Annotated in this window: 16 protein-coding genes; 2 read left to right on the top strand and 14 right to left on the bottom strand. The window is 29.5% G+C overall.

Translation table 11 applies throughout. The annotated features are described in order from the left end of the window. Positions 1-3 precede the first annotated feature (3 nt). The 4 genes from C1715_RS15970 to C1715_RS15955 all read right to left on the bottom strand — a co-directional run bounded on the left by C1715_RS15970 (position 4) and on the right by C1715_RS15955 (position 6146). Positions 4-540: a hypothetical protein gene (locus C1715_RS15970; protein ID WP_102401366.1), complete on the bottom strand. Its 537-nt coding sequence runs from the start codon at positions 538-540 to the stop codon at positions 4-6. An 84-nt stretch (positions 541-624) separates the two neighbouring features. Further along, positions 625-2871 carry a DEAD/DEAH box helicase gene (locus tag C1715_RS15965; protein ID WP_102401365.1) on the bottom strand — a complete coding sequence of 749 codons (2247 nt, stop codon included), beginning with the start codon at positions 2869-2871 and terminating at the stop codon, positions 625-627. Between the two features lie 577 nt (positions 2872-3448). Beyond that, positions 3449-5017, bottom strand: a complete 1569-nt coding sequence (locus C1715_RS15960) for an ABC transporter permease/substrate-binding protein (protein WP_102401364.1) — start codon at positions 5015-5017, stop codon at positions 3449-3451. 1 nt (position 5018) lies between these two features. Further along, positions 5019-6146, bottom strand: a complete 1128-nt coding sequence (locus C1715_RS15955) for an ABC transporter ATP-binding protein (protein WP_102401363.1) — start codon at positions 6144-6146, stop codon at positions 5019-5021. A gap of 284 nt (positions 6147-6430) precedes the next feature. Here C1715_RS15955 and C1715_RS15950 point away from each other — a divergent pair, with 284 nt between their 5' ends. Next, positions 6431-6742: a nucleoside triphosphate pyrophosphohydrolase gene (locus C1715_RS15950; protein ID WP_102401362.1), complete on the top strand. Its 312-nt coding sequence runs from the start codon at positions 6431-6433 to the stop codon at positions 6740-6742. 61 nt (positions 6743-6803) lie between these two features. Here C1715_RS15950 and C1715_RS15945 read toward each other — a convergent pair whose 3' ends face one another. The 9 genes from C1715_RS15945 to C1715_RS15905 form a co-directional block, all read right to left on the bottom strand. After that, a complete protein-coding gene (locus tag C1715_RS15945) occupies positions 6804-7532 on the bottom strand; it encodes a FlxA-like family protein (protein ID WP_102401361.1) in 729 nt (242 codons plus the stop codon). A gap of 641 nt (positions 7533-8173) precedes the next feature. Beyond that, positions 8174-8683 carry a YkgJ family cysteine cluster protein gene (locus C1715_RS15940; protein ID WP_102401360.1) on the bottom strand — a complete coding sequence of 170 codons (510 nt, stop codon included), beginning with the start codon at positions 8681-8683 and terminating at the stop codon, positions 8174-8176. 15 nt (positions 8684-8698) lie between these two features. Further along, positions 8699-8992, bottom strand: coding sequence for an SEC-C metal-binding domain-containing protein (locus tag C1715_RS20345; protein WP_102401961.1), 294 nt, complete (start codon positions 8990-8992; stop codon positions 8699-8701). Between the two features lie 517 nt (positions 8993-9509). After that, a complete protein-coding gene (locus C1715_RS15930; protein ID WP_102401359.1) occupies positions 9510-11204 on the bottom strand; it encodes an ATP-binding protein in 1695 nt (564 codons plus the stop codon). 123 nt (positions 11205-11327) lie between these two features. Beyond that, positions 11328-13952: an ABC transporter permease gene (locus C1715_RS15925; protein WP_102401358.1), complete on the bottom strand. Its 2625-nt coding sequence runs from the start codon at positions 13950-13952 to the stop codon at positions 11328-11330. A 169-nt stretch (positions 13953-14121) separates the two neighbouring features. After that, positions 14122-15345 carry a HAMP domain-containing sensor histidine kinase gene (locus tag C1715_RS15920; protein ID WP_102401357.1) on the bottom strand — a complete coding sequence of 408 codons (1224 nt, stop codon included), beginning with the start codon at positions 15343-15345 and terminating at the stop codon, positions 14122-14124. Positions 15346-15373: 28 nt separating this feature from the next. Beyond that, the gene (locus C1715_RS15915; protein ID WP_102401356.1) at positions 15374-16066 is read right to left on the bottom strand and encodes a response regulator transcription factor; all 693 of its coding nucleotides are present in this window, start codon (positions 16064-16066) and stop codon (positions 15374-15376) included. 214 nt (positions 16067-16280) lie between these two features. Further along, positions 16281-16868 (bottom strand): hypothetical protein, encoded by a 588-nt coding sequence (locus tag C1715_RS15910; RefSeq protein ID WP_102401355.1) that lies wholly within the window; start codon positions 16866-16868, stop codon positions 16281-16283. A 251-nt stretch (positions 16869-17119) separates the two neighbouring features. Next, positions 17120-17467, bottom strand: coding sequence for a four-helix bundle copper-binding protein (locus tag C1715_RS15905; protein ID WP_102401354.1), 348 nt, complete (start codon positions 17465-17467; stop codon positions 17120-17122). 580 nt (positions 17468-18047) lie between these two features. Here C1715_RS15905 and C1715_RS15900 point away from each other — a divergent pair. After that, positions 18048-18518: a hypothetical protein gene (locus C1715_RS15900; protein WP_102401353.1), complete on the top strand. Its 471-nt coding sequence runs from the start codon at positions 18048-18050 to the stop codon at positions 18516-18518. Between the two features lie 29 nt (positions 18519-18547). Here the strand turns inward: C1715_RS15900 and epsC are convergent, their stop codons facing one another. Next, complete coding sequence (gene epsC / locus C1715_RS15895; RefSeq protein ID WP_102401352.1) at positions 18548-19141, bottom strand: serine O-acetyltransferase EpsC; 594 nt, start codon at positions 19139-19141, stop codon at positions 18548-18550. Positions 19142-19265: the final 124 nt, after the last annotated feature.

Here is a 19265-nt window from a genome sequence, read left to right as displayed (position 1 = left end):
ACTTTATAAAGGATAAATATTCCAAAAATTATAATTCTCACATTTTACAGTAACTATATATTTACTATTAACTTTTTCACTATCTATCATATTATCATCCTTTTTTTCATTTTTTATTAAATTTTGAATTTCTTTATTTTTTTCTTCTTTATCAATTGTACTATCATTTTCTTTATTATATTTATTTTTAATCATATTAATAGTTTTATTTGCAAGATTTGTATATTCTAATGTATTCCTAGTTATTAAATATATAATTTGCTCAATAGTTTTTTCCTTATTCTCAATATCAATACTGGATTCTATTTCTTGTATATCTTTGCCCTGAAATTCACTGTTTTCTTCTGAGTCATCAGCCAATTGCTTTAAATATTCAAATAATTGATTCTTATTTTTTAATAAATTAGGCACGATTAACATTTTAGGATATTTTCTAATACTCCTAAAACCTGGTATTTTCACATTAGCTATTTTGCATATATCTTGTAAACGAGTTTCAGTCATTTCATCTATTATCCATTCTAATAATTCTTTGTCCATTTATACAATCCCCCCAATAATATATTAATGAATTTATAGAAAATTCATGTTTTTTTACATTCAACATATTTTTCTTTGAATTTATTACTTAATCCTCCCATAATACTCCTCCAACTTTCCCTCACACCACTTCCCAATCCAAACCCTTTCCTCCCTCGAAAGCTTCTTCCACACATAATAATTAAACTCCACATATTCAGCATCTTTAGACTTCTTCATAAATCCCATATCCTCAAATCGCTTAAAGGGGTTAGCAAATATGTTTCTCTTAACTTCTGTTTTGGAGTATTTTTCTCTGCAGTAAAGGCTTTTTTTCTTTTCAACTACTAAATGTCTTGCTTTTCTATCTTCATAAAAATCTATAAAATAATCTACTATATCATCTATAAGAACCTTTCCCTTTTCGTTAACGTTCTCTAGCATAGCCATTAGTAACACTGGCTTGTAGGAATAAGACATGTCCATGGTCTTTACCATTTCCATAAACTTTTCTTTCATGTTGGATGCATTTATTATATCCCAACCGAATTCTTTGGCATATTTCTTTACTGTATCTTCATTAAAATACCTTACAGTTTTGCTGCCCATAGGTACTTCTAAATCCGTTTTAATTTTTCCGTCTTTTATGTACCTACTTAAAGTTTCACTTTGCACGTCCACCATTCTCACAAATTCTAGCTGTGAAATCATTCCCTTAACTTTTTCTTGCCAGTTAAATAAATCTACTAACTCATAGTCCGTAACATCTACTGGAAAATCTAGTATTGCCTCTGGTTTTTCGCCTCTTAAAAGCATCTGCTCTTCCATTCTTTTATCCTTGTCCTTTGCTAAAACTAAACTGCCAGAAATATATTTTTCTATGTTAAACATTCTATGTAAGGAATAAGGCATATTAAATAAACCTGCATTGTCAATAAAGTCAAATACCATCAAATATTCTTTACCTTCACTTTTTCTAGTACCTCTGCCTAGCTGCTGCATGTATATGGTTTTTGACATGGTTGGTCTTGCCATAAATAAGACTTCTGTTTTAGGGCTATCCCATCCTTCATTTAATAAGTCACAGGCACATAGTACATTTATTTCTCCCTTTTCATAACTTTTTAGAATCTTTTCACGTTTTCTAGATTTTAATCTTCCTGAAACCGCTTCTGCCCTTACCCCTGAATTTTTAAACAAAGTTCCTATTTCTTCTGCATGGGCTACACTTGCACAAAAAACCACCGTCTGCTTTCCTTTTGCAAATTTTAAATAAGTATCTACAATAAGTTTATTTCTCTCTGGTATAAATAACTTGCTTTCCAAGTCCTGAGTGTTATATTTTATTCCATGAATTCTCACATCTCTTATATCTACATTAGTTTTTACCCTAATACATCTTATAGGTACTAATTCGCCAAGTTCTACAGCTTTTTTTAAATCCAATCTATGAGCTACATTTTTAAATATATTTAATACTTCTTCTCCATCACTTCTCTCAGGAGTAGCTGTAAGTCCTAATATAAATTGCGGCTTAAAGTATCTTAAAATTTTTCTGTAAGTCTCAGCACTGCCATGATGGGCTTCATCCACAATTATATATCCAAAATCTTCTCTGTTAAATTCTTCTAAGTTTCCGCTTATACTCTGCACCGTAGCACACACCACTTGTTTATCTTTTTCCTTAACATCTCCTGTAAATGTTCCACAAGCCACTTCGCCCCATACCTCTCCAAAGACTTTTTCAGCTTGTCCGATAAGTTCTTTAGTATGTGCCAAAAATAAAGTCTTTTTTCCAACCTTTTTAGCATCCGATACTGCCGTAATCGTTTTCCCAGTACCTGTAGCATGATACAAAAGCGCTATGGTTTCTCCCTTTTCTCTCATATCTTCAAGACTCTCCAAAGCTTCCTTTTGATGATCCTTTAATATAAATGTCCTTCCCTTTTGCTCTGGAAGAAAATCTTCATTTTCCATGAACATTGGAAGTTCTCCTAGAAAAGTTAAAAGCTCGTCCTTAACTCTTTCTCTTTGCTCCAAAAGAATTTTATAGGGCCATCTATACACCTTCCAATTTCCATATACTAAACTATTTTGTTTAAGTAAATCATCATAGTATTTATTTGTAGAAATTTTTGAAGGATCGTGATAAGTTCCACCATCTATTTCAATGGCAATTTTCTCTCCTTCACTTTCTAAAGCAAAGTCAATATATCTATGATTGCCATATATATCCGCCACAGGATATTGAATAAAAAGATATTTCGTATTCTCCTCCCCAAAGGTTTCTCCAAATATATCTACAAATAAATCCTCAGCAATACTTCCAAGCTTTATATTATCTTTATTCATAAATCAAATGTCTCCTTAGAATTTCAATATATATTTCTACATTCACTAATAATTAACTATTGAACGTTGTAATCAATAATTTTACATTTCAAATTTAAAATCAAGGGATATTCTAAATTAAAATAATAATTATTTAGGTTAGCTGAATAGTTACAGATTTAAAATTAATTAATACTAAATTATAACCTTCTCATCCTTAAACTTACTTATAATATTAATACTTACTTTAAATTAAATCCCTTCCAAATAAATTTTACCACAATATTCCCCAAATTTCTTTCTCTTTGCTAAAATTATAAAAAAACGTACTAGCATTATATATTTGCCAATACGTTTCATTAAGATTACTAATAATTATCTAATTTATATAGAATATTGCATATAATGATTATCCCACAAAAAGCATTATATTACCTGAATTATGAAATTTCTCTGGAATGACTTGCATAAGAAGCAAAGGAACTGTTTAAATTTAAACTTTTATATATTTTTTTATATCCAATACTACTTTGTCAAATTTCTCTGTTTTTAAGTTTTAAAACTTATTGATTATTATGTTTTTCATACAACGTAACTACTATTGTGCTATTAATCCCTGTTCCTTTAAAAATTCCCTTGCAACAGTATCTGGGTTTTGTTGTAATTCATCAACCTTATAATTTAGTTCCATCATAACTTCATTTGTAAGAACATTACCTAACTTGTCCAAAATAGGAGTAATTTCTGGATATTTTTTCAAGGTATCTTCTCTTATAATTGGCATTGCATAGTATGGTGGAAAGAATGACTTATCGTCCTTAAGGGTTTTTAAATCAAATTTTTTAAGTAGTCCATCTGTTGCAAATGCATCGATGACATCTACTTCCTTATTCACCAGTGCAGTATATCTAGGTGCTCCGTCCAAGGTAATAGACTCTCCCATCTTAAATCCATACGTCTTCTGTAAACCTGACAGTCCATCTTCACGATTGGAAAACTCAAATACAGTTCCTGATTTCAACTTATTTGCAACCTTAGCAAAATCACTAATAGTTTCAAGCTTGTACTTATTTGAGGTTTCCTGTGTTACTGCAAGAACGTAAGTGTTATTAAAACCCATTTGTTTCAACACATCAATACCATATAAATCCTTAAGCTCCTTTTTTACAGTGTTATAAACCTTCTGTGTATCGCTAATTGGAGTGTGCTTTAGTGTATCAGTATAAGCAGACCCACTGTATTCAATGTACATATCAATATCGCCGGTTTTCAGTGCCGAAAAACAAACCTGTGTACCACCCAAATCTAATTTTCGCTGTACAGAAATATCTGTATGCGATTCAATCACATCCGCAACCATGTTACCGAGAATAGCCTGTTCTGTATAATCCTTAGAACCAATAGAAATAACTTTCTTATTTTTTATTGCTCCGTTGAATGAAGTAAATACAAATGCACATATAACCAGAATTGCTGAAATAGTCAAAATTATTTTTTGCATATTTCTCTTTTTATATTTTATAGTGTTATCACCCTTTTGCAAACTTATAGGAGTAACCAATTTTTCTACCAATCCCACCAAAAAATCTACAGTCAGTGCCAGTATACATGCAGGAATTGCTCCCGCAAGAATTTGATTATTATTAACAGTTCTAATACCTGAAAAAACAAGATATCCCAAGCCACCAGCACCAATAAATGCTGCCATAGTCATTAAACCTACTGCTGTTACAGCAGAAATTCTAACCCCTGCCATAATCATAGGCAATGCCAATGGAATTTGGATTTTGGTTAAAATTTTAAACTTTGTTAATCCGATTCCTTTTGCTGCTTCTAGTGTCTGAGGATTAATATTATCTATTCCTGTATATGTATTTTTGATAATAGGCAACAGAGAATAAAGAATAACTGCGACTACTGCCGGTAGTGTCCCTATTCCTAAAAGTGGAATCATAAAACCTAACAATGCCATGCTTGGAATTGCCTGTACTACATTGGCTATTGCTAAGATAGGTTTGTTAGCTTTTTTCACATAAGAAATTAATATTCCTAATGGAACACCTATAATGATAGCAAGTCCTACAGAAATTGCTGTTAATTTCACATGTTCTATTAGCAAGCTGAGGATTTGGGAGTGGTTCGTATTCATATATTCAAATAAATTCATACTACTCCAACTCCACGTCAAGATACTGCTGACTTAAGGTAGTAACAAGGCTACTTCGTGTAACTAACCCTTTAAGTATATGTGTCCGGTCAATGACAGGAACAGTAGATGTGTGATATTGATTGAAAATTTTTAAGGCGTCCAAAATTGTATCTGTGGGCAAAAGATTTGGGTAACTTACTTCCATAACAGTGCTTACTGCCTGTGATTTATCTTGAATATTTCGTAGACGCTTGGCTTTCACAATTCCTCGCAGTTCTCTTGTGTCATAATCAACAATCAATAAGCTGTCCACCTTTCGCTGTTTCATCTTATCTATGCATTTAAAAATTGGTAACTCCTTAGAAGCTATTATAGGTTTTTCAATCATAATATCTTCAACTTTAATAAATTCAGGAGATGCCCATATTCTATTTTTCCCTATAAAGTTTGAAACAAAGTCATCTTTTGGATTTTTCAATATATTTTCTGGAGTATCATACTGAAGAACTTTACCATCCCTCATAATGCAAATCATATCAGCAATTTTGATTGCCTCATCCATATCATGCGTTACAAAAACAATAGTTTTCTTTAGTTTTGATTGTAATTCTACAAGTTCATCCTGTAAATCAGATTTTGTAATAGGATCCAGTGCAGAAAAAGGTTCATCCATTAATATTATTTCTGGATTTGTAGCAAAAGCTCGTGCTACACCAATTCTCTGTTGTTGACCACCACTCAATTCCGTAGGGTATCTATCTAAGAACTCATCACCACTGAGCCCAACCATAGACATGAGTTTCAATGTGTTTTTAGCTATCTCATCTTTGTCCTTTTTCTGGACTTTGGGAATAATCTCAATGTTCTCACGTACTGTCATGTGAGGAAAGAGTCCCGTTTGCTGAATTACATAGCCGACTTTTCTTCGTAACATAATAACATTCAACTGCTGAATATCCTGACCTTTAATGAATATTTTGCCTGATGTAGGCTTGATAAGACCGTTTATCATTTTTAGCAATGTGGTTTTGCCACAACCACTTTCTCCAATGACGGCAACTAATTTTCCCTCTTCGATATTTAAGGATATATCCCTAAGTACCTCTTTTGTTTTAAAGTCCTTTGAAAGACTTTTGAATTGTATCATTTCATCCCTCCAATTTTTAAGTAACAACTTAATATTATCATAAGGTTGTCACATTGTCAATTTGCAAAAATGCTACCTCTTCGTATGGAATAAAATTATTAATTGCCTTCTCTTATTCTAAAATTAATATTATAATGTTTTATATAAACAAAGTTCTAAAATTAAAGATAATATCTTTTACTTATCTTAATCTTAGGGTGTAGTTACTTTTATATCCTACTTTATTAAAATATTTACTCATTACGGTAGATAGCCCTAGGATATATTACTTAGGAGGTTTTTTCATGAAACAATACAACAAACTTGTACGCGATAAAATACCTGAAATAATCAAAAATTCCGGTAGAAAATGTGATATTCACATTGCAGATTCTAATGAAGCTTTATCCCTTTTAGAAAAAAAGCTGGATGAGGAAGTTTTAGAATTTCATACTGATAAGAACTTAGAAGAGCTAGCAGATATTATGGAAGTTATATTTTCCCTTAGTAAAAATTTAGGCTATTCTGAAAAGGATCTTTTGGATAAATGTTATCATAAAAGAAGTGAGCGTGGTGGTTTTGATGAGAATATAATATTGGAAAAAGTTTATGATTAAAATTTAAAAAGGATAACTATTTTACAGGCGCGGCGGTCATTTTATAATCGCCATACACTATTTATACATAAGTATTTACTCTTTTTGTTAATTCCATTTCGGTAGAATTTTCTTTAACTTTGTTGCCATTTATTTGTTTATGTTTTTCATTTTTATCTTCTTTTACTACTTCTTCATTTTCTTTTACTTCACCTTTTTCTTTTGCTTGTCCATTAACTTTTTTGATTTCATCATTTACATCTTTTATAGAGTTTTGTATTTGCTTGTTGATACTTTTAATTTTTGAGTTAATCTCAGATAATCTTTCTTTTTTGTTTGTTACATCAAGTCCTCGGCCCTCATCTATTTTAATCTCATTTGCTAATACTCTTGCTTGTCCTTTTATTTTTGTCTTTACACCATTTTGGGCACTTACTTTCTTTAATGATGAAGATAAGGAAATTAAATTTATTCCCTCATTACCGTTTGCTATGTATTCGTCCTTTACAGATTTATTCTTCATTTGCTCTTGCGATTCTTTTTCTCTTTTTTCTTTTTCTTCTTTTTGTACTTCCATATTTCTTTCCATTAGCTGTTTATTTAGCTCATCTAACTGCTCTCTTAAATCCTTTTGCATATCTAGTTTTTGTTCTGTTGATAAACCTTCATTTTCAGATATTTTCCACATCTGTTCTTGTACATTTTCTATTTGTTTTTGGATTCCTTCTATTAAACTATCTTTTTTATTCTGTGAAGAAGAAAAATTGTGATTTGCAAAAATGCTTATTTTTTGATTATTACCTATTATCATAGAACTCACCTCCCTTATTGATAATTAAAAATCTTTACTTTAAACACAATTCCTTTCAATTCAATTTTAACATATATTTCTCTTTTTTGTTGTTTTTCACAAATTTTCTATTAAAATTACATAAGTTTAAAAGATTTTTAATAATGCAAATTTAGTATAAAAAAGGATGGTTAATAAGTCTTGTTATTTAGAATTAATATCCTTTTAGTCTATTTTCTATAAAACTTATTAACCGCTCCTATTTTTTTACTGAATTTCTTTATTTTTAACAAGTTTTTCTTATTTACTTTAATAAATATATTATCTTTTAATTTACAAAATAATTTCTTTACTTTTGATAAAGTTTTTCTAGTTTACTCCATAACTCTGGCATTTTCTTTTTAATGTTGATAATTCTAAAATCGTTGTTTACAAAGGCATGCTTGGTGGTCCCTTCTGCCATAATTTCATCTTCTATTTCTAAACTAAATATAAATTCAGTACTACATATCTTTCTTTAGAATTAGTGTATAAATTGTATATTACGAATTGCAGTTACTTAATTAAGCTATTCTATGTTACAAATAGTATATTTCTCCCATAACCTCTGCAACAACACCAGTTCCAGTAAAACTATTTTTTAATAATTTAAGATATATAAATTAATAACGTCCTCTTCCCCTAAATCCATAAGTTTCCTTCAATCTTTCCAGCATTTCAAAAACTACAGGGCAAACACTTGCAAAACTAACTATACTAAGCAAGCTAAATAATCTATCTGGATTATTTGTAAATGGATATTCTCTACATTCTTCTGGTTTACACTTTTCAATTTTACAAGCACCATTTTCAGTTAAAAAACAACATGGCTTTTCTTTTACCTCATATCCATCAACAGTCATTTTCATATACTTATCCATAAATTCTTTTTTTGTAACTTTAAGTAGCTTTGTAGCCTCTTCTATTTCACTTTCTTGAAGTGTTATTGAATATACTTTACAACAATTTCTACATTTGCTACAATCATAATCTTTAAATAATTCATTATGAAGCTCTAAAAATTGCTTATCTAATTCATCCGAATCTGCATGATTTTTTAAATATGCTCTGAAAGCATAATTTTGCTTTTCAACCTTTTTAAATTCTTGTTCTAATTTTGATGGTTCTATCACAATATACTCTCCTTTCTATTTTCCACAACACTTTTTATATTTTTTGCCGCTGCCGCATGGACAAGGATCATTTCTACCAATATTAATTTCTTTTCGTATAGTTTTACTTTCTCGTTCCTTTTCTTTTATTCTTTTCTCTATCCTTTTAAAGGATTCCATATATTCTTTTGGCATATATGTTTTAAAATCAATATTAACATAAAATGTTTTTTCTATAAAATCTTTTTCAGCAGTATAATCATTAACATCTATAGAATCTGCCTTATTCCATATACATACAAAATTATATTTCCATGATTCTTCATTCATAGACTTTAAGACCAATTTTCTTTTTTCTTCAATAATTTGTAAACTACTTTCATAAGCCTCTTGAGAAATTAACCTGTACTTATATAAAAAATCATATACATAATGAATACCATAACCTATTTTAAAAGCTCATACCATAACTCAGCATTATTAATGTTAATCATCACTTACATCATTCCTTTCTGTTTATTATTTTATGAATCTTGACTTAATATTGTATAAACTCATATTTCTATTCCTTAATTATATAATAATAATTATCCTTATTATTATATAATACTAACTTTTTATAAGTTTATCTGAATGTATTTCTATTATAGCCATTGATTTCACATAAAAGTTCTTCCCTTAGTAAAAATTTAGGCTATTCTGAAAAGGATCTTTTGGATAAATGTTATCATAAAAGAAGTGAGCGTGGTGGTTTTGATGAGAATATAATATTGGAAAAAGTTTATGATTAAAAGGACAGTTAACAAATTTTTCATGAAACTTGTTAACTGCCCCTATTTCTTTACTTCTATATGTCTACAGTATAAATATCCTTTTTACCTACCACAATAATCAATACTTTCTTTAAATCTTCATCTCCAAGTTCTTCTTGAACCATTTTACTTTCTACATAGCTTTGAAGTTGTTTTAACCCCTGCTCTTTTACCATTTCTAAGGTATCTCTTTCACTTTCTTTTATATATTTTAGTTCAATAATCCACTGGAATTTAGTTATATCCTTAAACTGAATCTTTCTTTTAAGCATTATATCCACATAGCCATTATTATTTTCATCTTCACTTTTTATAAAATAAGTACTGTCTACACCTAGAAGAGTTAAAAGCATCATCTTTACATTCTTTTCATCCATTTTAATTAAATCTCTATTGGATAAATCCTCTAGTATGTCACTTAGAAGTTTTTCTAAAGGCTCTATATCTCCGTGCATTCTCATTTCATTGACAGCTATTCTTACATTTTGTATTTGAATATTATATTCTTCATTTATTCTTTGAAAATACTGCTCCCAGTATATTGTTTTTATAACGTAGTTTGGCACCTTAAGTACAGTTCCAAGAGGTCCCTGCTCTTTTATTGTGAGCATACCAAGATAAAAAAGTAATGACTTAAAGTTTTCTTTTACACTATACATAGTATGAATATTAAACCTATCTACCAGCATAGTAGAGGTTTCTCCTGTGGTCATTATTTCCTCTAGAGCTTCTCTGTCATTAAAATTATATGCTAATTGATTCACCTTTCCATAATCCGTTTTTACATTGTTGTCTATCATTTCTTCTGGATATTCATTATACGCTAAATATTTGTTAAGAAAGTACATAGACATATCTGGATTAAAAACTGATTTCCCATTCTTATTAAATTTATATCCATTATAATACTTAGTCATATCAGCACATATCTTTTCTCTAAGACCTACATCTTCTATACCTACCTGATCCATTATCCATGAAAGCTCACCCCTTGTGAAACCCATCATAGCATTAAGATTTTGGTCTAAAGTATAGTTCATGGTAATATTAAATCCGCTAGTTAAGTCATCTAACATTATAGGACTTACACCAGTCATAAATATCCTATTAAAATTGTCTGCTGTGGCATCTTTTATAGCCTTATAGAAAACTTTAACGAAACCTTCACCATGAAGTATACTACTATAAGTACTTTGTCTTCCTCCTGTAATCAGTTCATTGGCAAAGTTATCATATTCATCTATTAAAACAAATACTTGTTTATTATTTATTTTACTAAGCATGCTTATATGAGCTACTATCATTTCTGCACTCATATTTTCAATGGGTAATTTATTTTCACCTAAAAGCTCCCCATATTTATATAAAAATTCCCTAGCCGCTGATGCAACCTTAAAATTAAAACTCTTTCTTAATTCTTCTTCCCCATGCCCTGCATCTACTCCTGCAAAGCTTATTTTCCAAACAAGAAATTTATTTCTATTTTTCGTAGGATTTTTACCTATATATAAATCCCCAAATAGTTCTTCAAATTTATCCTTCTTATTTATATCATAGTAATTTTCGAGCATGGATATAAAGAGACTTTTTCCAAACCTTCTAGGCCTTATAAAAAAATTATAAGGAGCGTACATATCTAATAATTCTATATACGAAGTTTTATCCACATAAAGGTAATCTTCCCCTCTTAAAACTTCAAAATTGGAAATGCCATAGGGTATTCTTTTCATTTACTCTCACTCCTCAATCCTAAATAGTTTTTGCTTATATTAATAGTATACCCTATATTTAATATCCTTTGAACAAAATACTATAAAATGTATTTCGTAACTTTCAGTATATTATAGCAGCTTCTATTCCTCCGCTCTAATATTTTCAATTATATTTCCCTTGTTTATTTTTCTTAAAGGTAGATAGGTAGATACAAGGGAAATGATTATAGCCCCAAGGGCAGCTGTTAAAATTTGCTTTCCAGGGAATACCCACTGAAAGTCTGTGAAATTAGTCATTAGTGTAAATAATTTATATGAAAGTGCTGTTCCTATAACAGCTCCATATAATGACGCTATTACACCATAGCATATTCCTTCAATACAAACCATTTTGTTCATTTTAAACTTATCCATGCCTACTGCCATCATCATTGCTAATTCTCTTTTTCTAAGCATTAAATTTGTACTTATGGTATTTATAATATTTAAACAGCCTATTAAACTTATCACTACCACAAAGCCATATAAAAATATGTTAATTGCTATGGCTCTATGCCTATTTTCTTTTGATTGCTCTGCAGCATCTACATACTGATATCTAGGATCTTTTTTATTTAATGTCTTTAGGTAATCTGCTACATTATCCTTGTTATGATCTTTTTTTAGTTGAACAAATAATTTATCAATATGGTTATTTCCAGTAAGCTTTTTATATACCTTATTAGAAGTTATTAAGATTATTCCACTGTTATAGTTATACTCATTTTCTAAAATTCCTTTTTCTAGGATTCCTACAACTTTAACAGTTTTGGTATCTTCTTTATCATTACTTTTACTATTTTCTGAATAATTATCATTTAAAATTTTAATTTCATCCCCAACTTTTAAATCTACTGCATCTAACATGGTAGTTTTTTTCGTATCATTATCATATAGCCTATTTGTCTTTATAATTATTACTCCATTTTCATTATTTAATGTTTCTTTGTCTACAGTACCGTCCTTAAGGTATCTTTTAAGTTCCGGTAGTATATTATCTTCATAGGAAATTAAAATGTTACCATCAAAAACTAAATGTTCATTTTTTATTTGACTTTTTAAGTGAGGTCTTAATTCCAATAATTTAGGATTTACTTTTTCCTTGGATACTGGAATGGTTTTATTAGTTCTCATAACTTTATATACTTTTTCTACATCTTTAAGTTTTGCAATTTCATCACAAGTGGAAGCATTTATTTCTCTATCTGCATTTCCATTTCTCCATACCATAAAATCCTTAATATCATTTTCCTTTACTGCTCCCATCTTAAACACAAGACTTGCAAAACTTCCGAAAACTATATAAAGTACTATACTGATAACTAATGAAAATACTGTAACTCTAAATTTCTTTTTATTTCTTCTAAGATTCTTATAGGCAATTTGTCCTTCTATTCCAAAAATCCTATAGATTATCTTAAATTTTCTGACCTTTTTTAGATTTTCTTTTTTTAAACTTCCTGTATTTCTTGCAGCCTCTAGAGGTGAAACTTTAGAAGCCCTTCTAGCTGGTCCTATGGCAGATAAATAAATTGTAACTAATCCTAATATAATGCCTATTATGAATACAATAGGTGATATAACTATTTTTATTTCTTGTTCTACTAATATTTTAACTATGCCAATTACTATTTCCATAGCTAGCACTCCACTAGCAAGTCCTAAAGGTATACCTATGGCGCTTAAAATCAATGCTTCCTTTAAAACTAACTTTTTTATTTGCCTTGGAGATGCTCCTGTACATCTGAGTATGCCAAATTGTGAGATCCTCTCTAAAACCGATATGTTAAGTATATTATATATAACTGCCGCAGTACTTATAATGATTAAAACTACTATAAATGTCACCACAGCTATTAATCCTTTATTTGCAGACTCATTTAAACTTTCAGCATATAATCTTAAAAGATTCTCATTATATTCAACTTTATGATTTTCTGGTCTTTCTAATGTTTTTCCTCCTTTAAGATTTAGACTTTTTGCTATTTCTTCAGATTTTTCGTTCACATCCTTAACAGAATTCATTTTTGCGTATACTTCATATTTTTTATCTTTTTCTAGATTATTTTCATCTAAAAAAGTAATGCCCTTGGCATAGTAACCGCCTGGCCATGAAAACTTAGATTCTATAATACCCACTATTGTATATTCTTTTTCTCCTGTTTTGGTAAAGGTGTCCCGAGTTTCTCCTTTATTATCATCATCTATCTCTTTTACTCTTCTGTTTCCCATGGATAATTTAATCTTATATCCTATCTTGGGTTTTCCGGGGAAATAATCAAGTGTCCAATATTCTAGTATTATTTCATTTTCATTTTTGGGAAGCCTACCCTTTTTTATATTAATAGGAAGCATCCCTAATGCTCTGTTATCATAAGCTTTTATATCCAAATATCTCCGCGAAAGAGCAAAAGAATTATTATTTCTTTCCTCCTTACTTACAGATGATATTACACTTGTACCAACTTCATTGGTTACTGATATATTGTCCACATTCACGTTATTATTTATTTTATTGACCTTTTCCCCATGTACCTGAATAAATTTTGCATGATAATGTCCCTTTTCCTTTATAGCATCATCTATCCATTTCCCTCTCATGGTTACTAACATTGTACCTATAGCTGTAATAAGCGCAACTGACAGAACTATCCCTACTATTGTAAGGGTAGTCCTTTTCTTTTGCCCTTTTAAATATCTATACGTGATAGAACTATATTTTCTCATGCTTCCATCACCTCATCCTTAACTATGCCCTGATACTTCATTATGTTTTTCCTCCCTATTTTGAAATATTATTTTATTTCATATACCGCCTCTACTTTGTGCTTCTATATTATTATAAAATTTCAAACTTACAGGAAGGTGTTTTTTATCTTACTATTTAGTAAGCTTTCTATATTATGGTCTTTAAGAAGGTAATATCGAATTTACTTCCCTTCCCCTTTTCACTTGTTACCCATATACTTCCCCCTTGATTTTCTATAATAATTTTAGTCAGTGCCAGACCAATACCTACACTTTCTGCTTTCACAGAATTACTTCCTTTATAAAATCTTTCAAATATATGAGGTAGATCCTTTTTATCTATACCTTCTCCATTATCCTCAATGGTAATTCTACTAAACAAAGGGGTTTCTAAGACATTTATTTTTATTTCTCCCCATTCTTTTGTATGTTCCATACAATTTTTTATAATATTTAATATTGCCTCCGTTGTCCATTGTTCATCAACATAAAAATGTACATTATGCACATCTCCAGTTATAGTTATTTTTTGGTGTTTTTCGTGGCTTTTAAATTTCAAACTACTTAAAGCTTTATCAATACAATTTATTGCAAGTATATTTTTCTTTTTAAAATTTATAGCTTCAGCTTCAAGTCTAGCTATTTTTAATAAATTTATTATTAGCCATTCCATCCTATTTAATTGTGATTGACTTTTTTGTAGAAAATCTATTTTTATATCTTCTTTCATTTCCTTACGAGTTAATAGAAGTTCATTAATTGTAAACAAAGATGTTAGAGGAGTTTTTAATTGATGAGAGATATCTGAAATTATATTTTTTAGAAAAATCTTATCCTCTTGTAGTTTATGTAGACTTAGTTTAAGTCTTTGAGACATTAAGTTGAAATTATTAGCTAAAATTGAAAAATCACCTTCCTGGTCTTCGGGTAATACTAAGCTATAATCACCTTCTATAACTTTTTCTGAGGCAATTGATATATCTTTTATCTTTTTAAATATATTTTTATATTCTAATATAACTACATAAATTAAAAATATAAAACCTAATATAAATGCTAAAATATATTTTGCTTTAAAGCTTTCATAGAAATTTTTAAGTAGGGGCTGAGAAGTTATTTTCATACTTTCATGATAACCATACTGTTTTAATATCTTCTTCCCCTTCATTACCTCCCCTTCTGTGGCTTCTTTTGTTACATATTTTACAATGCTATTTTCCAGTTCAGGGTGTTCATATAATATCTTTCCTATTATAATAGAATTTTGATTTGCTATATTTTTATTTAATTCATAAAATTGGTAGTTAAAGAACAAATATATAAGCCCTGCAAATATACTTTTCATTTCAGGATTTTTTAAAGTTGAATCCATATTGCTCCCCTCCAAATATACCTTGTTACTAATTAATTATCTTGTAGCTCCATTTATATCCTAATCCTCTATGGGTAGTTATATATTTAGGCTCTGCTGCATTATCCTCAATCTTCTCTCTAAGTCTTCTTATATATACTGAAAGAGTATCATCATCTACAAACTCACCTTCACTATCCCATAATTCCTCTAATATAATATTTCTACTTAGTATCTGATTGGGATGCTTTATAAAAATTAAAAGTAATCTATATTCTAGTGCTGTAAGTACTATTTCCTCATTATTCTTTTCAACTTTTCCCTGGAGTGTTTGCACTTTTATATCTCCAGAAATTAATACATCTGAATTATTTAAAACTCTTTTATTACGTCTAAGTATAGCTTTAATTCTTGATATTAACTCTTTTATTCTAAAAGGCTTGGTTATATAATCATCAGCTCCTATATCCAATCCTATAACCACATTAGCCTCCTCATCACAGGATGTTAGAAAAATTATGGGTACTTCGGATACATTTCTTATGTCCTTACAAAGCTCATATCCATTGCCATCTGGAAGCATTACATCTAAAATTATCAAGTCAAAGCTTTGCTCTTTAAAACTCTTCTTAGCCTTTTTTACATTCTCCGCACACTTTACATTAAATCCTTCACCCTTTAGTGTATATTCCACGCTATATGCTAATATGCTGTCATCTTCAACTAACAATATGCTGCTCATGCTGCTGTACCCCCTTCAATATAGTAACTAAATTATATCATGTCTTACTTTTTAATTCTCTTTTCACATACTACTTTCTTTTTATTAAGATTTTGTATATTATAAAAATTACCCTTTATAGCTCTAGAATCTATGTGTATATATAAAGAATAACATTTTTAGGCATTAGCAACATATTAAAATAAAAGCCCCCACCATTGTGAGAGCTTTTAAACTATTCTTTAGCATTATTTATTTTTTCTGATAACTTTTCATTTCTTTCTTTCATAGATTGAAGTATTAGGTCGAAACTGCTTCTAACCTTTTGGGCATCTTTAGCTTTTACGGCTTCATTTAAATCTTCCCATTTTTTCTTATTAGCTTCTTTTATTTTTTCTCTATTTTCGCTCTTTTCTTTTTCTTCTCGCTGCTTCTCTGATCCATTTTTCTCTATTCTTTCTTTTTCCTTTCTATCTTTCTTTGTACCCTCATCTTTATGGGCTCTATTTTCTCTTAATTTATTTAGTAATTCTCTTCTTTCATTAACAGCTTGCTGCCACTGAGCTTTAATTCCTGGAACTATTTTATCTGCTTCCTCTATGAGTTTACTTCTTTCTTCCATTCTATCTTCCATGCGCTTTTGGAATATTTCATGCTCTTCTTTACAATTTGGACATTTTTCTTGCTCACCATTTGGCTCATTGTATATTTTGCAGCTTTCAACAAAACTGTTGTTTAAATTAACTACGCCATAGGTAGCTGTTGGTGCTATAAGAGTCCCTGCCACTATAGATGACAAAACAATATTTCTCCAATTCAACATAAAATTTTCCCTCCAGTTTATACATTTTGTATATGGCACAAAACTATATTTTATTATTTACATTCTCTTTTAGTTTTGTACTTAGTGAAATATTTTATGTGTTAATATATGTGGTAATTTTAACCATAAAAGCAAAACAGTAAGCACCCTTATGTTACTTACTGCTTTATTTTTATTATCATATCATTATATCAAACTTATTTTTAGTAAATTTTTATCCATCCATTTCGAATTTTTACGTTATGGACTTATTATCTTGCACCCATGTTTCTGCATTCTTTTTCACATGTACGACATTCTTCTGCACACTTTTGACAATGGTCATCTTTGAATGTTGCACATTCCTGGGCACATCTGTTACAAATATCAGCACAAAGGTTGCATTGTTGTTTTGCAAATTCACCACTCATTGACATAACTGCTGCTGACATGCTGCACATCTTTCCACATTCAACTAAGACTTTTATGCAATTTTTTCTTGCAATAACATCTACTTCTTGAAGACAAGCATCAAAACATTCAAAGCATGCTTGAGCACATCTACCACAAGCATCTATACAGGTTTGATATTTGTCAGTTACGTTGGTTACTACTCCCATTTTAAACACTCCTTTTAATATCTTTTCATTACAAATATATTTTGTCTAAAAGGAATGTGGTTTATTCAAACAATAAATATACTTCCTAACACTTTATTGATATTGCATACAATTGTTAACCATTGCATATCATTTAAATTAGAACAAAAGGTAAATATTAACTTTAAAAATGATATAATATTATAAAGAAGCATTTATAAATTCAAATTAAAAATATATGTATGATTATCCCACAAAAAGCATTACATTACCTGAATTATGAAATTTCTCTGGAATGACTTGCATAATAAGCAAAGAAACTATTTAAATTTAATTTTAGAAACTCTTCTTTTAGACAGATAAAATTATCGTAAGCCTGGCAAGGACGCCAGGCTAGCGAACCTGAGGCAGGACGCTGAATGTGAGCGTTAGATAATTTTATATGGCTAAAAGATTAGAATTTCTTAAATTAAATTTATTGTTCCGAGCTCTTATGCAAGTCATGGAGGAGAAATTGCATAATTCTATCACATTATACCTTTTTGTGGTTTAATCATATGTATTATTAAAAATTTATTTTATAAAAAAAGGGGGCTGTTATATGCGTAAAAAATTATTTTTTAATATACTAGGTATCTTATTAATTGCTAGTATTATTTATATAGTATCACCTAAAAAAGGTTCTTTTTATAATGTAATTTTAAAGCAATATAAAAAAGCTGAACTTACTGAAGTGTCCATTAATAATGCACCTTCTGAATCAAATTACAAAAAAGTGTACTGTACTGATAAAAATACCCTTGATAAAATAGTGGAATATCTAAAAAAATTAAGAATTATTGAAATCAAAAATAAAAAATACAGTACTCTAAGAGATTCCTATTGTATTGACTTATATTTAAAAAAAGATGATGGCTCAAATATATTTAATTATACAGTAAGCATACAACTCTATGATAATAATTTAGAATTTATCAATGTTAGTGATAAATATGGATCCAAAGATTATAAAATTGTAAATGATGAATTTAACCTTCAATATATTAAAAACCTAATAGAAAATAAGCAGTAAGTAACATAAAGTTACTTACTGCTTATTTTCTATATAACCATCTCATTAAATATCTTTTTTCTTTCTCCATAATAATCGCTTATTTCTATAACTGATGGATATTTTTCAATGATTATTCTTGCTGGTATACCAACGGCTGTAGCTCCTTTTGGTATATCTTTTAGTACCACTGCATTGGCTCCTATTTTTGCACCATCCCCAATTAATATGGAACCCAGCACTTTTGCACCACTGCCTATGGTAACATTATTGCCCACTGTAGGATGCCTTTTTCCCTTATCTTTTCCTGTGCCTCCTAAGGTGACTCCATGATATAGAGTTACATTGTCACCTATTTCAGCAGTTTCACCTATGACAACGCCCATACCATGGTCAATAAATAATCCCTTGCCTATAGTGGCTCCCGGGTGTATTTCTATTCCAGTGAAAAATCTTGATAGCTGTGATAGAAATCTAGCTAGAAAGAAGAATCTTTTTTTATATAAAAAATGTGCTATTCTATAGTGTATCACTGCGTGAATGGATGGATATAAAAAGAACACTTCCACCATATTTCTCGCAGCTGGGTCTTTATCCATAGCATTTTTCAAATCATATTTTAATAACTTAAATGGATTTCTCATTAAATTCACCTCCATTAAATACTAATTATATTATTAATTACGTTATTAATTATCTTATTAAATATTCAACTTTCGCAGTTATAAAATAAAAATATAAAATTTAAAATGAAGAATAAATCTCTTT

The organism is Haloimpatiens massiliensis, assembly GCF_900184255.1.
Taxonomy (GTDB): Bacteria; Bacillota; Clostridia; order Clostridiales; family Clostridiaceae; genus Haloimpatiens; species Haloimpatiens massiliensis.
Note: the sequence above shows the minus strand (reverse complement) of the source record. Positions and strands in the feature narration are given on the sequence as shown.